Annotated in this window: 17 protein-coding genes and 1 pseudogene; 8 read left to right on the forward strand and 10 right to left on the reverse strand. The window is 42.9% G+C overall.

Annotated elements, in window-relative coordinates:
- Positions 1-140: 140 nt before the first annotated feature.
- Positions 141-1,016 carry an HTH-type transcriptional regulator HdfR gene (gene hdfR, locus GQA99_RS19240; RefSeq protein WP_160056709.1) on the reverse strand — a complete coding sequence of 292 codons (876 nt, stop codon included), beginning with the start codon at positions 1,014-1,016 and terminating at the stop codon, positions 141-143.
- A gap of 108 nt (positions 1,017-1,124) precedes the next feature.
- Between hdfR and GQA99_RS19245 the strand changes: the two genes are divergently transcribed.
- From GQA99_RS19245 to GQA99_RS19255, 3 genes are all read left to right on the forward strand, one after another.
- On the forward strand, positions 1,125-1,553 hold the full coding sequence (locus GQA99_RS19245) for a MaoP family protein (protein ID WP_160056711.1): 429 nt from the start codon (positions 1,125-1,127) through the stop codon (positions 1,551-1,553).
- A gap of 444 nt (positions 1,554-1,997) precedes the next feature.
- A complete protein-coding gene (locus tag GQA99_RS19250) occupies positions 1,998-2,909 on the forward strand; it encodes a DUF481 domain-containing protein (protein WP_160056713.1) in 912 nt (303 codons plus the stop codon).
- Positions 2,910-3,044: 135 nt separating this feature from the next.
- Complete coding sequence (locus GQA99_RS19255; RefSeq protein ID WP_160056715.1) at positions 3,045-4,070, forward strand: GGDEF domain-containing protein; 1,026 nt, start codon at positions 3,045-3,047, stop codon at positions 4,068-4,070.
- A gap of 91 nt (positions 4,071-4,161) precedes the next feature.
- Here the strand turns inward: GQA99_RS19255 and bioD are convergent, their stop codons facing one another.
- Genes bioD through bioB form a run of 4 tightly spaced genes read right to left on the reverse strand, consistent with a single transcriptional unit; the run spans position 4,162 to position 7,936 of the window.
- On the reverse strand, positions 4,162-4,893 hold the full coding sequence (gene bioD, locus GQA99_RS19260; RefSeq protein WP_170293573.1) for a dethiobiotin synthase: 732 nt from the start codon (positions 4,891-4,893) through the stop codon (positions 4,162-4,164).
- A gap of 7 nt (positions 4,894-4,900) precedes the next feature.
- Positions 4,901-5,659 (reverse strand): methyltransferase domain-containing protein, encoded by a 759-nt coding sequence (locus GQA99_RS19265; RefSeq protein ID WP_229785972.1) that lies wholly within the window; start codon positions 5,657-5,659, stop codon positions 4,901-4,903.
- A gap of 30 nt (positions 5,660-5,689) precedes the next feature.
- A complete protein-coding gene (locus GQA99_RS19270; RefSeq protein ID WP_160056721.1) occupies positions 5,690-6,877 on the reverse strand; it encodes an aminotransferase class I/II-fold pyridoxal phosphate-dependent enzyme in 1,188 nt (395 codons plus the stop codon).
- Positions 6,878-6,883: 6 nt separating this feature from the next.
- Positions 6,884-7,936 carry a biotin synthase BioB gene (gene bioB / locus GQA99_RS19275; protein WP_160056724.1) on the reverse strand — a complete coding sequence of 351 codons (1,053 nt, stop codon included), beginning with the start codon at positions 7,934-7,936 and terminating at the stop codon, positions 6,884-6,886.
- A 114-nt stretch (positions 7,937-8,050) separates the two neighbouring features.
- Here bioB and bioA point away from each other — a divergent pair, with 114 nt between their 5' ends.
- Positions 8,051-9,385 (forward strand): adenosylmethionine--8-amino-7-oxononanoate transaminase, encoded by a 1,335-nt coding sequence (bioA, locus tag GQA99_RS19280; RefSeq protein ID WP_160056726.1) that lies wholly within the window; start codon positions 8,051-8,053, stop codon positions 9,383-9,385.
- Here bioA and GQA99_RS19285 read toward each other — a convergent pair.
- A complete protein-coding gene (locus tag GQA99_RS19285; RefSeq protein ID WP_160056728.1) occupies positions 9,382-10,284 on the reverse strand; it encodes a LysR family transcriptional regulator ArgP in 903 nt (300 codons plus the stop codon). The two genes, bioA and GQA99_RS19285, sit on opposite strands and share 4 nt — an antisense overlap.
- A gap of 159 nt (positions 10,285-10,443) precedes the next feature.
- Between GQA99_RS19285 and GQA99_RS19290 the strand changes: the two genes are divergently transcribed.
- Positions 10,444-11,079: a LysE/ArgO family amino acid transporter gene (locus tag GQA99_RS19290; protein WP_160056730.1), complete on the forward strand. Its 636-nt coding sequence runs from the start codon at positions 10,444-10,446 to the stop codon at positions 11,077-11,079.
- 51 nt (positions 11,080-11,130) lie between these two features.
- Here GQA99_RS19290 and GQA99_RS19295 read toward each other — a convergent pair whose 3' ends face one another.
- Entirely contained in the window at positions 11,131-11,730 is a 600-nt protein-coding gene (locus GQA99_RS19295; RefSeq protein WP_160056743.1) for a glutathione S-transferase family protein, read from the reverse strand.
- A gap of 15 nt (positions 11,731-11,745) precedes the next feature.
- The gene (locus GQA99_RS19300; RefSeq protein WP_160056733.1) at positions 11,746-15,165 is read right to left on the reverse strand and encodes a hybrid sensor histidine kinase/response regulator; all 3,420 of its coding nucleotides are present in this window, start codon (positions 15,163-15,165) and stop codon (positions 11,746-11,748) included.
- 255 nt (positions 15,166-15,420) lie between these two features.
- Between GQA99_RS19300 and acs the strand changes: the two genes are divergently transcribed.
- The 3 genes from acs to GQA99_RS19315 all read left to right on the forward strand — a co-directional run bounded on the left by acs (position 15,421) and on the right by GQA99_RS19315 (position 19,672).
- A complete protein-coding gene (gene acs, locus GQA99_RS19305) occupies positions 15,421-17,373 on the forward strand; it encodes an acetate--CoA ligase (RefSeq protein ID WP_160056735.1) in 1,953 nt (650 codons plus the stop codon).
- A 231-nt stretch (positions 17,374-17,604) separates the two neighbouring features.
- Complete coding sequence (gene radD / locus GQA99_RS19310) at positions 17,605-19,332, forward strand: DNA repair helicase RadD (protein ID WP_160056737.1); 1,728 nt, start codon at positions 17,605-17,607, stop codon at positions 19,330-19,332.
- Between the two features lie 79 nt (positions 19,333-19,411).
- Positions 19,412-19,672 (forward strand): GrxA family glutaredoxin, encoded by a 261-nt coding sequence (locus GQA99_RS19315; RefSeq protein ID WP_160056739.1) that lies wholly within the window; start codon positions 19,412-19,414, stop codon positions 19,670-19,672.
- A 65-nt stretch (positions 19,673-19,737) separates the two neighbouring features.
- On the opposite strand, the gene GQA99_RS19320 is transcribed toward GQA99_RS19315, so the two are convergent.
- Complete coding sequence (locus GQA99_RS19320; RefSeq protein WP_160056741.1) at positions 19,738-20,889, reverse strand: DcaP family trimeric outer membrane transporter; 1,152 nt, start codon at positions 20,887-20,889, stop codon at positions 19,738-19,740.
- 299 nt (positions 20,890-21,188) lie between these two features.
- Positions 21,189-21,365: pseudogene (locus GQA99_RS19325) on the reverse strand (IS630 family transposase); the annotation flags it as partial.

Genomic DNA, 21,365 nt, shown 5'->3' on the forward strand with positions numbered 1-21,365 from the left:
AGATAGACTGGGCGGTCTGCTATATAACAATAAACGCAAAAAAGTCACAACAAAGAAAATCTAGAAAAGACATAACGTTAGATGGAATTTTTGCAGGCCTTAATGCTTAAGGTCCAGTGTATGAAGCCTTACATAGACCATTATTTATCGATATACCGCTCAATATCAGTGGTTAATCTATTGGACAATATCTCTATGGCTTGTTCAATATAAGCCAACCTTTCATTTTCAGCCCAGTACGCCGCATACACATTGCGGGTAATGCTGTTTGCCCCTTCAACAATAAATAAGGTTTTGTTGGTTAAATAAGGTTTAACAAGCACTTCAGGTAAAAAGGCGCAACCGCCGTTATTCAATATAAAATCCAATGCCATTCTGGCAGAGCTGGTGTGCAATACCGGTAGCGGCAGCATAGTGTAATCTTGTGCATGGGTGATATTAAAGGCTGTGCCCCAATCCACTTTAATATATGGAATGCTTGAGGCTTGCGATAACTTAAGATGATGTTGTTTGGTTACCAAGACTAATTTAATTTGTGCCAGTTTAATCAACTCAAGCTCATCAAGTTTTGGCGGATCAAAACTAATGGCTATGTCCAAAGTACGTTCAATAAGTTGGCGCGTCATAACCGAACCAGACAACACATCTGTACGCAATGCCACTCCCTCTAAACCGAGATGAAGCGGTTGTAAAAAAGGTTGTAAATACGCGTCCCAAATATTGTGCCCAGCAGATACAGTCAATTGTGTGCTGTGTTGTTGGTTTAAAATAATATCCTGTTTTGCCCTTTCCCACGCATTCAATACTGCTTCGGCGTGTCCAAGCATTCGTTCACCGGCGGGAGTCGGTTGAATATTATTACGCAGACGTTCAAAAAGCTCGACCCCCAAAATACCTTCTAGTTGTTTAATCCTAAAGCTGACTGCACTGCGCGTTAAGTAAAGATTTTCTGCCGCCTTACCAAAGTGGCGTGTACGGGAGACTTCTAAGAACGTTTTTAATAAATCTGTATCCATAAAAATTCTTTACCATGAAGGACAAAATATTTTGATTTAAAAAATGATAATACTAGCCAATACTCCAGTTGAAAATCTTTATATCTCATTATCTAGAAGGTATTAGCCATGTCTCAGCAATCATTTGTCAATGCTAAACAAGCTATTGAAACTCACGCCAATGGGTCAAGTGACAGTTTCCGCTCTACTAAACGCTTCTATGATGACGCAAACTTCCCCAAAGGCTTTAAACGCTGCGGTGATTTTACCAGTAAAGAAGCAGACTTACTTGAACAACATGGTCAAGCAATGAAAAACTTAGCTGAAGGCAATCAGTTGCCATGTAATGTTGATGAAGATCAATTTGTAAAGGTTGCCAACGGCCAGTTACCAGCGTCAACCACCATGGAATTACTGTGGGCTAAGTATTGTCGTTTAGCAAAAGGTAAACCTTTTTATGCCGTCGTGGGTACCATTCATGCTCCAGCGAGTGCAAAAGTGGAAATCGAATTCGATGATGTAGACGATGATAGCACCGACACTGATGAGTCCGAATAACGTGCATTTAAGCCACAAAACAACAACCCTAAGATTTAACAATTAATCAACAAGCTATCATAGGTAGAGCATGTTTATGCTCTACTTTTTGTCACTCGTCACAAAAAATGCAATCACCCTCTCCCTTATTCAGTACTCTCATCCCTTGTGCTATCAGCTTTTTCGACAAAAAGGTCACTTTTAAGCCTTTAGGTTCAAACTATCAGCGAAAACTTGATTTGGTGCAATTTTTACATACAAATACTTCACATTTATTTACAAACTGCTAATATGTCTGCTGAACAGCTTGTCCTATTTTTTGTTTGAACATTATGAACGACATATTTTGATAACCCCCATTGGTTATGGTCGAATGCAAATATAATCAATCTTAAATACGGCAACAGCATCATATGAAGACGCATATCTTGTAACACTAGAAAAAATAATAAATGCGGAGTTTCAATGATAAGGCCCCTTTTTTATATTGTCATGATGCTATTAAGCACTCAAACTGCCTATGCAGCGAGTAGCCATAATAGTGATTCATCGTCAGTAACTGATAAACTTACCCTCGACATTGGGGTATTTTATGCTAACTCCGATTCCAATATCGCTGTTACCAGCCCTAAAACCGGCGGATCATTCCCGATCGATTTTGAAGATGAACTGTTACTCGCTGAAGAACAATACCTCCCCTATTTCGAACTCACCTACTCTTTTAATCAACGCCATAATTTTTTTATCGACTGGAAGTCTCTCGACAGAAAAGCCGATAATAATGCCGTAAGCCAGGACTTCATTCTTGAAGATATTGATGGTAAAGATTATTTAATAGAAGTGGGCGCTAAACTTAACACTGAATTAAATATCGATATTTTACGTGTAGGTTATGGATACGATGTTTGGCAAGGTACTGATTATGCAGTGGGATTTTCTATTGGGCTGCACACCATGTTTGTAGAAGCCGTATTCAAAGGCACAATAGGCACTTGCATACCAGACTCATCCCTCACCAGCCTATGCAGTAATGTGGTTGCAACGCCTGAAGTAGTAGATGATACGCTGACTGCGCCATTGCCTAATATCGGTATTTATGGTGCTTATGAGTTTTATCATGGTTGGCATTTTTCAGCGCATGCGCAATATTTTTCAATCAAGTATGATGATGTCGATGGTTCACTTATTGATGTCCGCTTAGGGGTAGAAACTAAGTTCTGCGACAACTGGTCGTTAAAGCTCGCTTATAATTATTATGACGTCGATATCACGATAGAAAAACAACGTAAAATGAGCAACAATGAACTCAGAACCTTCGATCATAAAATCAGCTACAGTTTTACCGGGCCTATGTTTGCCCTTTCATATGTATTCTAGAGCGCGTATGTTATTGCCATAAAAGCATCTTAGGATGCTTTTTTTGTGATCAGTTAAATGATAATGTCCTACTATTAATTCTATTATAACCCATCACCTAAATGTCTTTTTATCGCCCTATTGATGAGGCAATTAATGTCTAACACGTTATTACAGACCGCTGCTGCCAACTTGAAAAAAGCAGTACCGTTAATGCTCAAATATAAAATCCCGACCACACCAACAAACTACGCGCTTTGGTATGCATATGTTGGTGAGCAAAACCCATTGTTAAATCAAGAACTCGATACCGCAATAAAACAGAATCAAACATGCTCTCCTGTTACCAGTGAATTGTTATATCGAAAACATGTGGCCGATCCTGTAGAACTTGATGTACGTGACATGCGTAAAAATTTGGATGCCATGGTATGTGAATTGTCACAATCTCTCAGAGACACCAATTTAGACACTGAAACATTTCAAACTCAAATAGACAAAGATTTTAAAAAGTTAAGTGACTTGGAAACCAAAGGGTTTTCGCTTGAGCAAGTCATTGGTGTTGTTAGAAGTATTGTAAAAGAGTCATCTAGCATTCGCTCAAGCACTGTGAGCTTTACTGAGCAATTGCAAAAAGCCCAATCTGAAATTGATACCCTTAAAACACGATTAGCTGAATCTGAAAAAGACATGCTATTTGATGCCTTAACCAATGTGTTAAACCGACGCGCTTTCAATCATGATATTGAAGCACAAATTGATTTATCGCCAACAGGTACATGCCTGATTTTAATCGACATTGATCACTTTAAAAACTTTAATGATACCTTTGGCCATCAATTGGGCGACCTCGTGTTAAAAACCGTTGCTAAACGTATCCAGGAAGCGTGTCGTGATGGAATAAAACTATACCGATATGGTGGAGAAGAGTTCGCGATTATTGTGCCAAGTAGCCAATTGAGAGTGGCAAGACAGCTAGCTGAAGGGATACGTAGAGCACTGGAAAAACTCAGTGTGAAAGACCGTCGTAGCGACAAAGTGATTGATTCGATTACGGCTTCATTTGGTGTTGCAGAGTGGAAACCCAAACAAAATGTGGGTCAATTAATTGAAGCGACTGACAAGTTATTGTATGAGGCAAAACGCCTTGGCCGTAATCGAGTGATGCCAATCTCAAGTTAAACGATTAAGCTTTTATTGAACGCTAAAAAGCTCAGCGTTGTAATCAATCATTATGATGAAAACAGCGCTGAGCTTTTTATTAATTTAATCATTATTGAGGCAATTGCAGATATCCTGCTGCATTTTCGGCGCTCGGATTGGCAAGGTGTGGCACATAACCTAAAAATGGCGCTTGCATCATCTGTTGTAAACTTTGCAAGTTGTCGTCAATAAACGCCATGTCGGCATCCACCTGATTTGCCACCCAACCAGCAATACTCAATCCATCAGCTAGTAGCGCTTCTTGCGTTAACAACGCATGATTTAAGCAGCCGAGTTTCATCCCCACCACCAGAATGACTTCAAGTGTCGTGTTTTTCGTTACAGCATGAGTTAATTGAACACTATTGCCATAAGTGGATGTCTCTTGTTGAAGCCTAGTCTGCAATAATTTAACCGTATCAGATAGGTACTCGCCATTACCTAACGGTAAACGCCAACCACCAGCCCCTTCAATCAAAGCAAAGTCGGCATTGACCATTGCCGGATGAAACATCGAATCAAGCACACCTTGTGCACTTAACGCGATATTAACCTGCGATGCTGCAATATGAGGCGCAATTGCAGGTGCAAAACTGATAGGGTTAATCTCATGATACGCGAGCCCCATATTAGATTGCGCCATTAACATCAGCGCATCGCTGTTGCGTAAACCATCTTCGGTCACGTCACAACCTGAAGCAATGGGTTTAAACCCGCATTTATGCCCTTGTGCTTTAGCTAGCAAAGCGGCGGATATTAAGGTTTTACCGCTATCGGTGTCGGTTCCGGTGACAAAATACAACATACTGTTAGCCCCGTTTGGCGCGGATAAACGCGATTTGATACGTTAAAGGAATGCCTTTATCTGTACGCAGCGTGTTGGCTAATTCAACTCGTTGTTGCCATTGCTGCTTTTTTAACACTGGTCTGTTCGGGTTATGTTGATGCTGAGCAAATGATGCCCCAACCCCTTTAATTGAATACAACAGGCTACGTAAATCATCAAAATAGACTTGAATGCTTTCAAGTCTAATATCAATACTTTGCCATGTATCGCCCTGGATTTGAGATGACATAAATGCTTGTTTTAACGCCGAAACAGAGTTGAATTGATTGACATGAAAACCTAAGGTTGTTAACTCGGCTAAACTGCCATCTGCCACAATACTCAAATGACACTCACCATTTGGGCGTAACACGCGCTGAAACTCACAAAACGCTTGAGGCAATTTGGGGCACCACTGCAATGCCAAATTAGAATAAATGCTGTCAACAGACGCTGTTTGTAACCCTAAGGCCTGGGCATCACTACACAAAGGCAAATAATCTGTAAATTGTTGGGTTAACTCAGTGAGCATCCCATGGGCAATATCGACTGCAACAACCTGATTAATGGCATTAAATGCGCCAAAATCGGTACCAGGCCCAGCACCCACATCCAATAACGTGCCGGTTAAATTTGCTTGCTGTAACAATTTTTGCGCACTTAAGCGTTGCAATACATCATGCTGTTTGTATTGGCTTGCCGCGGTTGAAAACTTGTTGGCCAGTGGATTATCTAACGTCATGAGGTTGCTCATTGATCCAAATTGATGTCGTTACAATGTCTGTAAAGGTACTGATGTGTTTGTGTCTGCATCATTGTGATTCATCAGCGATGCGAGTGCAGCAACCAAGGCGCGAATATCGTCAGCCTGGTGCTGAGCATTGAGGGTGATCCGTAATCGCGCTTGCCCCATAGGCACTGTAGGCGAACGTATTGCACCCACCAAAAAACCTTGCTGAGTTAACTGTTTAGCAATAGCAATCACACGTTGATTATCACCAACCATAATCGGTTGGATAGCCGTTAACGACTCAGTTAACGGTAATTGATTTTGTAAAGCAACCTGTCTAAACAGTGCGATATTGGCCAACAGTTGGGTTAGCAATTGCGGATGCGAATATTGCCAATTAATCGCCGCTAATGCTAAATGAGCATTGGCAGGAGATAACGCCGTTGAGTAGATATATTCCCGCGTTGTCGCCACCAGATAATCAATGACATCTTGAGAGGCTAAAATTGCCGCCCCCTGACAACCTAATGCTTTGCCAAAGGTGACCACTTGAATATCGACTTTGCCTGCATTAACCCAGTCATTCGGTAACACACCAAAGCCGTGAGCATCATCAACAATCAACCAGCAATGATGCTCGCGACATAAATGCGAAAGTTCAGTGATTGGCGCAGTATCACCGTCCATGCTAAATACGCTTTCAGTCACCACAGCGCAGCCTGGGTTGCGCTCAATCGCCCGCGCGGCGCTACTAAGATCATTATGTAAAAAACGGCTAATTTTACATTGGCTGTCTTTCAAACCATCAATCACAGATGCATGCACTAATTTGTCTGCAATCACAGTGTCATCAGCATTAAAGAGTGTTTTCATCAAGGCGCTATTGGCGCTAAAACCTGAGCTAAATAGCATACACGCCTGGTGACCCGTTAGCTCACATAAGCGTTGTTCAAGTTGTTGATGGGCAACACTGTAACCACTGACTAACGGCGATGCCCTACTGCCTACACCGTATTGTTGCGCTCCTTGAAAAAGGGCCTGAGCTAACGCAGGTTCTTGAGATAAGCCAAGATAATCATTATGGCTAAAATCAATCATCTTGGTTTGCGAAACAAGCCCGTTAACTCGCCTTTGACGTAAAAGGCCCGTCGTGTGTAATTGCGCAAGCGTATTATTGATCCGCTGAGCAAGTGGATGGTTATCCTTTACTGACAGGTCTGATTTTGCCATGGCGAATTACAGTGCTGCGGCATCATAAAATTGCTTGGTAGACTTATCTTGCTTAGCACTGGCCTGAGCAAGCAATGCGCTGTCAGATTCAATATTGGCTTGTGGCCCCTGCTCTGGGTGTAAACCCAAACGACGGAACAACGTCATGTCATCGTTTTCTTCTGGGTTTGGCGTAGTCAGTAACTTACAGCCGTAGAAAATTGAATTCGCACCAGCAAAGAAGCACATTGATTGTAATTCATCGCTCATGTTTTCACGCCCAGCAGATAAACGTACCCGCGACTTAGGCATCAAAATACGTGCAACCGCAATGGTGCGCACAAATTCAAGTGGGTCAAGATCATCTAACTTTTCAAACGGTGTACCTGCAACTTTCACTAACATATTGATAGGCACTGAATCTGGGTGATGCTCTAAATTGGCTAACTGTTGCAGTAAACCGGCGCGGTCAGTGGTTTGTTCGCCCATACCGACAATACCACCAGAACACACTTTCATGCCTGAGGCGCGTACATTCGATAAGGTATCTAAGCGGCTTTGATAGGTTCGCGTGGTAATCACATCGCCATAATATTCAGGCGAGGTATCGAGGTTGTGGTTGTAATAGTCTAAACCCGCATCGGCCAGTTGATCGGCCTGTTCTGATGACAACATGCCTAAGGTCATGCAGGTTTCCATGCCTAAGGCACGCACATCTTTAACCATTTGGGTTAAATACGGCATGTCTTTATCGCGCGGGTTACGCCAGGCGGCACCCATGCAAAAACGTGATGCGCCTGCGGCTTTAGCACTTTTAGCCTCTGTTAATACTTTTTCAATTTCAAGTAGACGTTCTTTCTCAAGCCCGGTGTCATAACGCGCGCTTTGAGGACAGTATTTACAATCCTCAGGGCATGCACCGGTTTTAATCGATAAAAGACGACTGATCTGCACTTCGTTAGGATCAAACGTTTCACGATGAATACTGTGGGCTTTAAACAATAAATCATTCATCGGCAATGCAAACAATGCTTCGATTTCTGCTTTTTGCCAATCGTGACGAACTTCAGCTAACGACATGGATCTTTCCTTTATTTTGATTTTCTGTTGGCTAGGATACCCTGAGCCCGTAAACTGTCAACGCAGCGAACACTTCGCCCTTTACAAGCGGTTAAAAAGCGAGCACCTATAATTATGACACTTTCAAACACAAATACCACTATCGATTATACTTTTGATCAGCAACATATTTGGCATCCTTATACCTCTATGACCCAGGCCCTGCCTGTCTATGGTGTGGTTTCTGCTCAAGGTTGCGAGTTGACTTTAGACAGTGGCGAAGTGTTAATTGATGGCACCAGTTCATGGTGGTCATGTGTCCATGGTTATAGTCATCCGACCATATTAGCTGCCATGCAACAGCAACTTTTAAGCCTAAGCCATGTGATGTTTGGCGGCATTACCCACCAACCAGCTATTGAAGTGTCAAAACGCCTAGTGCAAATGACCAGCGCTAATTTAACCAAAGTATTTTTGGCCGACTCAGGCTCTATTGCCGTTGAAGTGTCCCTAAAGATGGCGCTGCAATATTGGCAAGGGCGCAATAAACCGCAAAAACAGCGAATTATGACGGTTAAAAGTGGTTATCATGGCGATACTTTTGCCGCCATGAGTGTGTGCGACCCAGACGGCGGCATGCACACCATGTTTGGTAATAATGTCACTAAACAAGTATTTATCCCCGCGCCAACATCGAAATTTAATGAGCCACTAAATCAAACCGATAGTAATGCCTTAGAGCATGCATTTAGCCAACATCATCAAGACATTGCCGCGGTGATTATCGAACCGATTATGCAAGGTGCAGGCGCAATGCGTTTTTACTCGCCAGCCTACTTAACGAAGCTGCGAGCCTTATGCGATGAATACCAGGTGCTATTAATACTTGATGAAATTGCCACCGGTTTTGGCCGCACCGGAACATGCTTTGCTTATGAGCACGCTAACATTGAAGCGGATATTTTATGTGTAGGTAAGGCGCTTACTGGCGGTTACATCAGTTTAGCCGCAACCTTGTGCAGTGACGAAGTCGCCAGTGGCATTAGTGACTCACCAGCAGGCGTGTTTATGCACGGCCCTACGTTCATGGGCAATCCATTAGCCTGCGCGGCTGCCACTGCCAGTTTAGATTTATTGCTTCAAGGTGACTGGCAACAACAAGTCAGCGCCATTGAAGCCCAACTTAAACAAGAGCTCGCCAGTGCCACTGATTTAGCCCAAGTACAAGATGTACGTGTATTAGGCGCCGTTGGGGTGATTGAAATGGTGAGCAGCGTCAATACCGCACAATTACAACAAGCGTTTGTTGACCTTGGGGTCTGGGTAAGGCCGTTTAATAAATACATTTATATTATGCCGCCTTACACGATTAGTGCTGCGCAACTAACGCAACTCACCTCAGCAATGGTAAGCGTTGCAGGCAGCATTGCAGATAGCCGCAACAAACAGCAATTTATTAGCCACGGCTAATCAAACTCAGCCAATACTTGCTGGGCATGGGATATGATCGCGTCAGAGACTTCTTTATAAATTCCCTTGAGTAAAATCCAATGGTGCCAATACAGTGTCTCTTCAATGACTTTATCAGGCAGGATCTGCACTAATTCTCCACTGGCGAGCTCATTGCTAACTTGTAATTGTGGCGCTAAACAATAAGCAGCGCCGTGTTTAGTCATATTAATGAAGGCTTCTGATGAGCGCACGGCGTGCAGTGGGTATTGGCCTTCTTCTAAACCAAAGTGTTGCTCAATAAAACGGGTGTGCATATTGTCTTTATGATCAAAGGCTATCCCTGGCGCTCGCATTAACGTTTGCGCATTTATCCCATCACAAAAGTAACGTTCAACAAACTCTGGCGTCGCAACAACAATATAATTAATCCTGCCTAATCGCGTTAACTGGCACCCTTTTATCGCAACATCTTGTACCGCAATGGCTCCAAATGATTGACCATCTTTGAGCCGCTCAAGGGTGCGTTCCTCATCTTCAATCAATAAATTGACTTCTAATAGATGCTTTTTAATTAAAGGGGCAATCGCCGGAATAAGCCAGGTCGCCAGAGAGTCGGCATTGGTGGCAATATGCAATGTTAACGGGGTTAATGGCGCATTAGGCATCACACTTGGCAGTAATTCCGCCTCTAGCTGCACGACTTGGTAATAATGCCTTAAAAGTTGCTGACCTAACGCCGTAGCGCGGATTGGATGACTTCTTATCACAACAGATTGAGCCAGCTGCTGTTCTAATTGTTTAATCCTTTGTGACACCGCAGATTGCGACAAACACAATACATTGGCTGCTCGTTCAAAGCTTTGCTCTTTAATCACACAGCTTAATGCTTGCAGTAATTTGTAGTCGAGTTTACTCATGCGCAATCACCTTTTGGTTTAATGCGGTCATCTTAGCGGATCGATTCGCCACCTTCATTAATTATTCTTATGTATAAGTAAAATTATTAATTTAACTTATACATAAACAATGAGTACTTTAGCGGCTTATTAACAAGCAAATTCGTCATAAGGACACTCATGGTTACCTCAGCATTACTGCAAGGTTTAATTCTCGGCGCTGGGATGATCATTCCTATTGGCGCGCAGAACTCCTATTTACTCAGCCAGGGGATTAAGCGTAATCATCACATTTTAGCGGCAACCATTTGCATGTTTTGTGATGTCATTTTGATTGGCCTCGGGATTTTTGGCGGCGGTAAGCTCATCGCCAGTAGCGAATGGTTGATGTTAATTATCGGCTGGGGTGGGATTAGTTTTCTGATTGTTTATGCTGCCATTTCTTTGCGTAACGTATGGCGAAATCAATATCAAGTGACAACCCATGAAGCTGCAGCCAATAGTCGTAAACACATTATTGGCACCACACTGGCAGTGACGTTACTCAACCCTCATGTTTACCTTGATACCGTGATGATTTTAGGCAGTGTGGGCGGCATGTTTGAGGGCAATGAACGATGGGCATTTGCCATAGGCACAGTATTGGCATCAGTGTTATGGTTTTACAGCCTCGCGTTTGGAGCCGCCAAATTGGCACCTTGGTTAGGTAAACCGAAAATACAACGTGTAATTGATGCCTTGGTTGGCGCTATTATGTTATTTATTGCTTATTCGGTATTTAACACCTTACTCAGTAGTGGTGCGGTAATGTCATAATCGCTTGAATTCACATTAGCAAACAAAACGCCTAAACAACACTGTTTGGCATTAAGCCTGCATTGCAACAAAGCCTGGTATTTGTGCAATGCGGGTTAACCAACCTCTGATGTGCGGATATTCCACTAAATCAAAACCACCTTGATGTGCCACATGGGTATAAGCATAAAGCGCAATATCCGCTAAGGTAAATTGCTCGCCACACAGAAATGGCTGCTGTGAAAGTGTAGACTCCATGACGCTGAGCGCCTTATAGCCTTTAGCATGTAAAGAGTGATACTCGGCTAAACGGTCATCTGGTAAGCCTAAATACAGTTGAATATAACGGGCAACGGCAATATAAGGCTCATGACTATATTGCTCAAAGAACAACCATTGATACATTTTTGCTTTGCTAAACTCATCCGTTGGGATAAGCGTAGAGCACGCAGCTAAATAGCCCATAATCGCGTTTGATTCAGATAATACTCTGCCATCATCAAGTTCAATTAGCGGTATTTTGCCTGCTGGATTTTTAGCTAAATAAGCGTTGGTTTGTGTATCACCATTAGCAATACTCATCTCTTGCCATTGATGCTCAATATTGAGCATATGTAACACCAGTTGCACTTTGTAGCAGTTGCCAGAAACGCTATCGCCGTATGCTGTGATCATGTAAACCTCAGATTATTTTTTAACTAAACTCGAAATTAACGCGCGCAACGCCGCTGGTTTAACCATTTTTGCCATATAGTGATAACCGCGTCGTTCAATGTCATCAACAAGATCTTTATTGGTGTTGGCGGTAATCAAAATCCCGGGCACGTGCGCACCATAGCGTGAGCGAATATCATCCATGGCATCAACGCCATTTTTATCATCATCTAAATGATAATCTGCCAAAATAATGTCTGGTGCAACGCCTTTAAGCCCCAGTTTAATGCGTGCATCAGCGATATCGGTTGCGCAAATGACCTCACATTGCCAACGGCTTAAAAGTGAATCAAGCCCTGCTAAAATGGCTTCTTCGTTGTCAATACATAACACCTTAACACCTGCAAGAGGTTGCATAAGCGACGGAATTGGTTTGGTTACCACCTGACTGACCGTTTGCCCTAACGGTACAATAATGGAGAACATTGAACCTACACCTAACTCTGAACGCACCTGGATTTGATGGTCGAGGACTTTACTTATTCTGTCAGCAATCGCCAAACCAAGACCTAAACCACTCACATTGCGGCTACTGGGATGGTTTAAGCGTTTAAACTCTTTAAAAATTTCTTGGGTTTCATGCTCATCGATACCGCATCCAGTATCGAGCACTTGAATCTCAATAAACTCCCCTCGATGACGACAACCTAATAACACCCTACCACCGCGAGCATATCGATACGCATTGGTTAAAAAGTTTTGCAATATGCGCCTCAATAAAGACGGATCAGAGTTTACGGTTGCTGAACACGGCACCATCGCAAACGATATTTGGTTATCGCCTGCCATTGCGTCAAATTCAATGGCCAATCCATTAATCACCTCTGAAATTGAAAAGTCGCGGCGATTAACATCCACCATGCCAGAGTCAAGCTTAGAAATATCCAGTAAGTCGGTAAGGAGCTCACCGGCAATTTTTAAAGAGCTATTCACGTGGGTTAACGTGGTACGCGCCTCTAAATCTAAATTAGGGTATTGTGCCAGTGACGCAGTAAACAACCTCGCCGCATTAAGTGGTTGCATTAAATCGTGGCCTACTGCGGCTAAAAACCGAGTTTTGGAGGCATTCGCAAGCTCTTCTTGTGCTTTAGCTTCAAGTAACTCACTGTTGAGCATCGCCAGTTCATAAGTACGTTCTTGCACTCGACTTTCTAGGGTTTCATTGGCTTCAAGTAAGGCTTTTTCTTGTAAACGATATTGAGTGATATCAGTAAAGGTCATCACAAAGCCGCCATCTGGCATTGGGTTACCCTGGATTTTAATCACTTTACCGTCACGACGTTCACGCTCTGAAGTATGCGGCGTGCCATTGCGCATATGCTGTACCCTAATAGCCACTTTTTCTTCTATATCACCAGAGCCACAAAATCCGCGTGATGCATTAAAGCGCACTACATCGGCAATTGGCATACCTTGCTGCAAGAAGCCTTCTGGGTATTGATATAGATCGGCATAACGATAATTCCATGCAACTAAATTAAGATCTTTATCGACCACGCTCATCCCTTCATAGGCATGTTCAATGGCGCCGCGCAGCATATCCTGACTTAAAATGATTTTGGATGAGGCTTCATCAACCAAGCTGAACACTTCATCGAGCGCTAAATCACGGCCTTGCAGTACTGAGTCCATCACTAATGATGCACTGGAGGCACCAAGCACACCAGACAACATATGCTCAGTGTGGGCAATGAGCTCCTCTGGCGCAGCCTTATACCAACTGTCACTTTTTACCGCCTCGGGTGAAAAACGACTAAAACTTTCATACGCACGAGTCGGGCTGACAAACCGACTAGCCAAGATTAATAAATCTTGTTGTGAAATGGGCCCTTGGCGCTTATTTGTATCTTGCTTTAATGACCAGGGTTTAACAAAGTGACTTGCCTGAATCCGCTCAGCAACCCCTGCCCTAAACCAAATAGACCCCAACACGTAACACACCACATTAGCCAGTAACGCGACTAAGGTGTCACTGACATTAGGTGTAATAGAATTAAGCAAATCAAACTCACCGCCAATTAACCTTGCTCCAGCACCTTGAAGTAAGATAAAACACCACAAGCTAAAGCCAACAGCAAGGCCGAGATAAACCCCGGTACGATTACCGTGCTTCCAATACAATCCCCCCACCAGTGCCGGCGCTAATTGCGAAAATGCACCAAATGACAACATACCTAAATGCGACAACGAATCACTGTCAGCCAAGGTTAAATAGCTTAAATAACCAAAGCCTAAAATCACTACAATCGCTAAACGCCGAACATTTAATAGCAATTGCGAAAACTGGCTAAAGTTTTTCTCTCTGATCTGCCCTGTGCGCAACAAAAATGGTACGAGCCATTCGTTGCTCACCATCACACTGATGGTGACCACTGCAACAATCACCATACCCGTCGCTGCTGATAAGGTGCCCAATAAAGCAATCACGGCTAAAAAAGGTTGGTCTAGTGCCAATGGGAGGTTAATTACATAGGTATCAGCAGCGACAGAGTCTCCTAACAACACTTTGCCAGCCAATGCTAAAGGCGCAACAAACATGCCAAATAAAGCTAAATAAATAGGAAATATCCAACGCGATTTTTTTAAAATATGCTCGCCGCCACATTCCACCACCATCACGTGAAACTGTCTTGGCATACATAAAAATGCCGCCATACCGACAAATAGTTCAGGTAAAAATGACTCAAGCCGCAAGTGGCTATTTTCTATTAATCCTTTCGCTGAGGCTTGCTGCCAAATATCGCCAAACCCATCAAAAAAACCAAAGCTAATCACAACGCCAACAACAATAAAGGCGGCTAATTTAACCAAAGACTCAAACGCAATAGCGACCATCATTCCGGGATTATGCTCGGTGGCATCAAGTTTTCGAGTGCCAAATAAAATGGCAAATACGGCCAATAGCATAGTGATTAAAAGCGGTACAGCAACGGGGCTTAACGGGTTGTCGTCGGGCTGAAATAGATTAAGGCTAAACACCATCGCTTTTAATTGCAGCGCGATGTACGGCATGATGCCAAAGAGTGCAATAAGGGTAACAATTGCGGCTAGTAACTGTGACTTACCATAACGGGCTGCAATAAAGTCAGCCACCGAGGTAATATTTTGCGCTTTAGACACCACCACCATTTTACGCAACATACCAAAACCAAGGGTAAACACTAAAATGGGGCCAACAAAAATAGGTAAAAAAGACCATAAATCAGTAGCAGATTGCCCTACTGTGCCCAAAAAACTCCATGATGAGCAATACACCGCCAAACTTAAGCCGTAAATCCACACTTGCAGTTTTTGGCTAATTTTACTAAACCAACGCTCCGCGCCCCATGCCAAAATAAACAGAAGTGACACATAGCACACCGCAATTACGGCAACAATAAGAGTTAAATTCATTAGGCGTCCGCTATCATTTTATTGTTATTTACAGTCAATTTTATTCTTACGCCAACAAAGCGGGTTGGACATAAAACAATCGACCCTAGCTAAATTTGAGATTTTGCTCGTTATCCACTGTACTTTTTACGCATCTTAACACGTGCAACAGACTAAATATTAAGGATATTTTAAAACTAGACCAAGGTCTAATAGTTTTGATAGTCGGTTGCAGATGATACTTTAGCTACGCCATTTTTTAGAAAGGGAAGCCCTATGAGCTCGCAGTCTCTTTACAAAGTTCCTAGTGACATTGCAGACAACGCACTGGTTAATAACGATCAATATAAGAAAATGTACCAGGAGTCCATTGTTAATCCAGAAGGTTTTTGGAGAGAACACGGCAAACGTATCGATTGGATTAAACCTTACACCAAAATTAAAAAAACCTCATTTGATGATCACAATTTATCAATCAACTGGTTTTATGACGGCACCTTAAATGCCTCAGCAAATTGTTTAGACCGTCATTTAGAACAGCACGGTGATAAACTGGCCATCATTTGGGAAGGTGATGATGCCAATGAACAGCGTAAAATCACCTATGCAGAATTACATGCTGACGTTTGTAAATTTGCCAATGCATTACGCAGCCAGGGTGTTGGCAAAGGCGATATCGTCACAATTTACATGCCTATGGTACCAGAAGCCGCTGTAGCGATGCTTGCTTGTGCCCGAATTGGTGCGGTTCACTCTGTGGTATTTGGTGGATTCTCGCCAGATTCAATTGCAGCAAGAGTCATTGACGGTAAATCTAAAGTACTCATTACTTCAGATGAAGGCGTACGTGGTGGCCGTAAAATTCCGTTAAAACGCAGTGTTGATGAAGCGATTGCCAACCCTGATGTCACCTCGGTTGAAAAAGTCATTGTATTAAAACGTACCGGTGGCGATATTGATTGGGTTGAAGGCCGTGATGTGTGGTGGCATTCGTTAATGGAAGTCGCTTCTGAATATTGCCAACCTGTTGAAATGAACGCTGAAGACCCATTGTTTTTACTCTATACCTCAGGCTCAACCGGTAACCCTAAAGGCGTGTTGCATACCACTGGCGGATACATGGTTTACGCCTCGATGACACACGAGTATGTGTTTGATTATAAAGCCGATGAAGTTTACTGGTGTACAGCCGATGTCGGTTGGATTACCGGCCACTCGTACATGGTGTATGGCCCATTTGCTAACGCCGCGACAGTATTAATTCATGAAGGTGTGCCAAATCATCCAACGCCTGCACGTCTTGGCGAAATGATTGACCGTCATAATGTCAATATTCTTTATACCGCACCAACATTAATCCGTGCATTAATGGCCGAAGGCAAAGAGCAATTTAGCAGCTATAAAGGCGACTCACTGCGAATTATGGGCTCAGTGGGCGAACCCATTAACCCTGAAGCGTGGCGTTGGTACCATGAGGTGATCGGTCATGAAAACTGCCCGATTGTAGATACGTGGTGGCAAACCGAAACCGGCGGTATTCTCATTAGTCCATTACCGGGCGCAACAGATACTAAACCAGGTTCTGCTACCCGTCCATTTTTTGGGGTACAACCTGCATTAGTCGACAACATGGGCAATATCGTTGAAGGCGCTACAGAAGGTAACCTGGTGATTCTTGACTCATGGCCAGGTCAAATGCGTACCGTATACGGTGACCATGACAGATTTGCCCTAACCTACTTTAAAACATTCCGTGGCATGTACTTTACCGGTGACGGTGCCCGTCGTGATGAAGATGGTTATTACTGGATTACAGGTCGAGTCGATGATGTGATTAACGTATCAGGTCACCGTTTAGGCACAGCAGAAGTAGAAAGTGCGTTAGTGTCGCATGATCTCGTCGCTGAAGCGGCTGTTGTAGGTTACCCACACGACATTAAAGGCCAAGGAATTTATGCCTACGTCACCTTAACACGCGACGTTGAGCCAACTGAAGAATTACGTCAAGAATTGCGCCAATGGGTGCGCAAAGAGATTGGTGCTCTAGCAACCCCAGATCTGATCCAATGGGCGAGCGGTTTACCTAAAACACGCTCAGGCAAAATCATGCGTCGCTTCTTACGTAAGATTGCTGCCAATGAAGTCACTAATTTAGGTGATTCTTCTACACTTGCAGATCCAGCGGTAATTGATACCTTAATCGAGACCCGCTTAAACAAAACAGAATAACGTGACTCAACTTAGTACTCTATCCACCCACGAGAAATCCTGACCAATTTCTCTTTCGCCCCTCATTGAGGGGCTTTTTTTGTTCTTTACATTTCGGTATTCAACGATGGCGGTAATGGTCACTTATTTCAAGCGAGTAAACACAATGGCCTTTATCCACAATATGAATATGCTACTCTGTTGCAAAATATGATGATGTATAGATAAATATTACCACCAACGACCTCAAATATGATGATTAACCTTCGCGATTACCAACAGCAAGCCGTAGACGCCGCTGTAACGCATTTTAAACTCAGCCATCAATCAGCAGTACTAGTTCTTCCTACAGGCGCAGGTAAGAGCATTGTGATTGCAGAGCTTGCAAGGATCGCCAATGGTAATGTCTTAGTGCTCACCCATGTAAAAGAGTTAGTGGCACAAAATGCCGAAAAAGTTGGATTATTGACCCAAGAAGCCAATATATATTCTGCGGGGCTCAAACAAAAAAAAGCCAATGGTAAAACCGTTGTCGCCAGTGTTCAATCCGCTTCTCGCGCACTCGATCAATTTGTTCAAGCATTTTCACTGGTCATTATTGATGAGTGTCATCGCGTCAGTAATGAGTCAACCAGCCAGTATCAACAACTGCTAACTCATTTACGCACTAAGAACCCTAATATCAAGCTACTTGGGTTGACCGCCACACCTTATCGGCTTGGATTGGGCTGGATATATCGCCATCATTATCACGGAAAAGTGGGCAATACAGATAAACCGATCTTTGAAAAATGTATTTTTGAGTTGCCTATGCGGCCATTAATCAAAAAAGGCTATTTAACTCAACCCACTATTTTTGATGGACTGAGCGCGCAATACGACTTTAGTAATTTAGCGCCGGGTGAAACCAATGAATATAACTCGACAGAAGTTGATAACCTACTGCACCATCAAGGCCGGGCGACGACAGCCATTATTAAGCAAGTTAGACAATTAGCACAACATCGCCAAGGCGTACTTATTTTTGCCGCGACCGTTCGCCATGCTGAAGAGATAATGACGTTAATGGATGATGATGCGGCATTGATTACTGCAAAAACACCGCACGCTGAACGTGATGACATCATCGAACGCTTCAAAGACAAAAAGCTTAAATTCATCGTCAATGTTGCCGTGTTAACCACAGGCTTTGATGCACCTCATGTCGATTTAATCGCAATATTACGGCCCACTGCATCAGTAAGCCTATTTCAACAAATGATTGGCCGAGGCTTGCGGCTCTACCCCAAAAAAACCGATTGCTTAGTGATTGACTATGCTGCCAATGGTTACGACTTATTTTACCCCGAAGTTGGCCAGGCCAAACCAAACAGTAAGTCTGTTCCTGTGCAAGTGCATTGCCCTGTATGCCAATTCGCCAATACTTTTTGGGGGCTCGTTGACGCTGATGGCGACATCATTGAACACTTTGGCAGACGCTGCCAAGGATTGATTGATGACACTGAACAATGTGATTTTCGATTTCGCTCAAAGTCGTGTCCAGACTGCGGTGCAGAAAACGACATAGCAGCGCGTATTTGCCAAACCTGTCAGTCGACCTTAATTGATCCAGATAAACGTCTTAAACAAGTACTTAATGCTCAGCACCATCACTTATTTAAATGCCAAGAAATGTTGTTACTGTGCCAGGATGAAAAGCTGGTCATTCAATACATTGACATTGAAGGTAACGACTTTAAACAAAACTTCCAATTTTCTACCGCCGCTCAACGTCGAGCATTCTACGCCGTGTTTGTGTTGAGCCACACTCGCACACCCGGTTTACTTCATCCACAATATAACCAAGCTAACGATGTCCTCGCTGATAAAGCCCGCTTTAGACAGCCCGATTTATTGCTGTTAAAGAAAAACAAACACCGCTGGGATTTAGTTGATTCATTTTTTGATTACCAAGGCAAATATAAAATCGATATGAGTTAAAACAAAATTAATCGCGATGCATTATGAAAAAAAAAGGACGTATGGTATAAATTGCTCATATCATTAAACAGGAGTCACCATGTTTGTAGTTATTTTTGGCCGCCCAGGTTGCCCATATTGTGTTCGTGCTGTTGAATTGTCTGAAAAATTAGCAGCTCAAAGCGAAGATTTTAAATTTAAGTACGTCGATATTCACGCTGAAGGTATCACAAAAGCAGATCTTTCTAAGAGTGTAGGTAAAACAGTTGAAACAGTGCCGCAAATCTTTATTGATGAGCAGCCAATCGGTGGTTGTACTGAATTTGAAGCTTATGTTCGTCAAAACAATTTATTAAAATAAATTGTTAACCTGGTGGTCATAAAAAAGGCAACCTCACTGGTTGCCTTTTGTGTTATTACAGTAAATTACAATACGTATTTAGCAGAAAAAATCACGCGATTTAAGTCACCTTCAAAGCCATTTTCAAGCTCGTTAAGTGCATGCATAAATTCTACACCAAAGGTGACGGGTTTAGATGGTGAGTACAACAAATTAACGTAAGCCGAATATGCAGACTTGTTCACCGCCTCACCGGTCAATGCAACATCATTGTCAGCTGAAAAACCAGAGAAAGTCACACTTGAGCGCCACTGTTCGTTCCACCAATGACGATATGACACAAAGCCGCCAAACGATTTAATCGCTTCAATATCACCATTAGCATCAATAACACCCGCATTAGCATAATTTAATGCCATATAGCGCCCTAGGCCTTCACCATAAGTCGCGGTAAATCTAAAATCATCTTTACCTACCGGGATTACACCCGCAAAACTCGCTCCATAACCTAGTTCAGAGGTGTCATAAGTCGTGCCGCCAATAACTTGTTCTACATTGAGCTGTCTCACGATAGCAGCCGCAGAAAATGATGATCCATTAGCAGTGCTAAAATTGTAGCGGCCAATAAAATCTGGCACTACACCACTCCCACTAGTAATACGAGCTCCACCGCCAAAAGGTGTTACAGTGGTTTCTGGGTTTTCTATTGCAAATTGCCAATTACCGCTGCTATAACGAATTAGCGACTGTCTCACAAAAGGTGTGCCTTCTGGTGCGCCAACAAAATCAAGGTTCTCGGGTAATGCTCCTGGATTTTGAAATGTTGTCCAAGTTTGACCTACTGTCCATTCATCATAGCTTACAAACGCATGTCGAATACGGGGTGAGTAGCTATTCGACACTCGCTCATTACCATCGGTATGAGTCATAAAGTCTAACTCAATAAATCCAGTTAACGTGTGGCCGTCTACATCGGTAACCGTTTTAAAGTTAAAACGAGATTCTCGAGCCTGAAAATCAACCACCTGCTGCCCATTACCTTCAGTACCGTAAATTGTTCCAGGTACATAGAACTGCCTTGAGAGCGCTCCAGACTCTGGGGCGCCATTACCATAATCACTGAACATCACATCGGCTTTTATATATCCCCCAAATGTCATATCCGTTGCAGCTTGAGCTCCCCCACTCATCGCTAATATCGCGCCTGCAATACATAAACTTAATGTTGCTTGTTTCATTATTGTCTCCCTTTTAATTTTATTCTAATCCTATGCAATATCGGTCAATTAACATTCAAGTAACATTAGCAATAGGTCTATGAGACAAAAGTAGACAAGCGAAAACTAATGCTTGGTTTGTACATTGCATTTGAACATTGCATTTGAGCATTACAGGAAAGCTGTAATGGATAAACTGAAGTAAATAATAAGGAATAAATCAAAAAATGGTGAGTCGTGAAGGATTCGAAATTTCGACCAATTGGTTAAAAGCCAACTGCAGTCGTTGATTTAAACCAAAGTGATACCAATTACATTAATTAACTGGTCAGTTTTGTCCAGCTTCTAGAGCATAATTTAATGATCCTTTCGGGCTCTGCAATAAAGTGATTCCATGCAATTGAGCACTGTTCAACAATATCGTCATATCCACTAAAACAACGATTGGCAAGTTCATTTTGACGAAGCCATTGCCACACTTGTTCTACAGGATTGAG

It is taken from the genome of Shewanella litoralis, from assembly GCF_009828585.1.
Classification (GTDB): Bacteria; Pseudomonadota; Gammaproteobacteria; order Enterobacterales; family Shewanellaceae; genus Shewanella; species Shewanella litoralis.

What these genes read in the sequence shown, in the direction of transcription:
- GQA99_RS19285 (WP_160056728.1), bottom strand. Translation starts at nt 10,284, where the DNA reads ATGAGTAAACTCGACTACAAATTACTGCAAGCATTAAGCTGTGTGATT.
- GQA99_RS19315 (WP_160056739.1), top strand. Translation starts at nt 19,412, where the DNA reads ATGTTTGTAGTTATTTTTGGCCGCCCAGGTTGCCCATATTGTGTTCGT.
- bioA (WP_160056726.1), top strand. Translation starts at nt 8,051, where the DNA reads ATGACACTTTCAAACACAAATACCACTATCGATTATACTTTTGATCAG.
- bioB (WP_160056724.1), bottom strand. Translation starts at nt 7,936, where the DNA reads ATGTCGTTAGCTGAAGTTCGTCACGATTGGCAAAAAGCAGAAATCGAA.
- GQA99_RS19290 (WP_160056730.1), top strand. Translation starts at nt 10,444, where the DNA reads ATGGTTACCTCAGCATTACTGCAAGGTTTAATTCTCGGCGCTGGGATG.
- hdfR (WP_160056709.1), bottom strand. Translation starts at nt 1,016, where the DNA reads ATGGATACAGATTTATTAAAAACGTTCTTAGAAGTCTCCCGTACACGC.
- GQA99_RS19265 (WP_229785972.1), bottom strand. Translation starts at nt 5,659, where the DNA reads ATGACGTTAGATAATCCACTGGCCAACAAGTTTTCAACCGCGGCAAGC.
- GQA99_RS19245 (WP_160056711.1), top strand. Translation starts at nt 1,125, where the DNA reads ATGTCTCAGCAATCATTTGTCAATGCTAAACAAGCTATTGAAACTCAC.
- GQA99_RS19320 (WP_160056741.1), bottom strand. Translation starts at nt 20,889, where the DNA reads ATGAAACAAGCAACATTAAGTTTATGTATTGCAGGCGCGATATTAGCG.
- GQA99_RS19255 (WP_160056715.1), top strand. Translation starts at nt 3,045, where the DNA reads ATGTCTAACACGTTATTACAGACCGCTGCTGCCAACTTGAAAAAAGCA.
- GQA99_RS19270 (WP_160056721.1), bottom strand. Translation starts at nt 6,877, where the DNA reads ATGGCAAAATCAGACCTGTCAGTAAAGGATAACCATCCACTTGCTCAG.
- radD (WP_160056737.1), top strand. Translation starts at nt 17,605, where the DNA reads ATGATGATTAACCTTCGCGATTACCAACAGCAAGCCGTAGACGCCGCT.
- GQA99_RS19250 (WP_160056713.1), top strand. Translation starts at nt 1,998, where the DNA reads ATGATAAGGCCCCTTTTTTATATTGTCATGATGCTATTAAGCACTCAA.
- GQA99_RS19300 (WP_160056733.1), bottom strand. Translation starts at nt 15,165, where the DNA reads ATGAATTTAACTCTTATTGTTGCCGTAATTGCGGTGTGCTATGTGTCA.
- acs (WP_160056735.1), top strand. Translation starts at nt 15,421, where the DNA reads ATGAGCTCGCAGTCTCTTTACAAAGTTCCTAGTGACATTGCAGACAAC.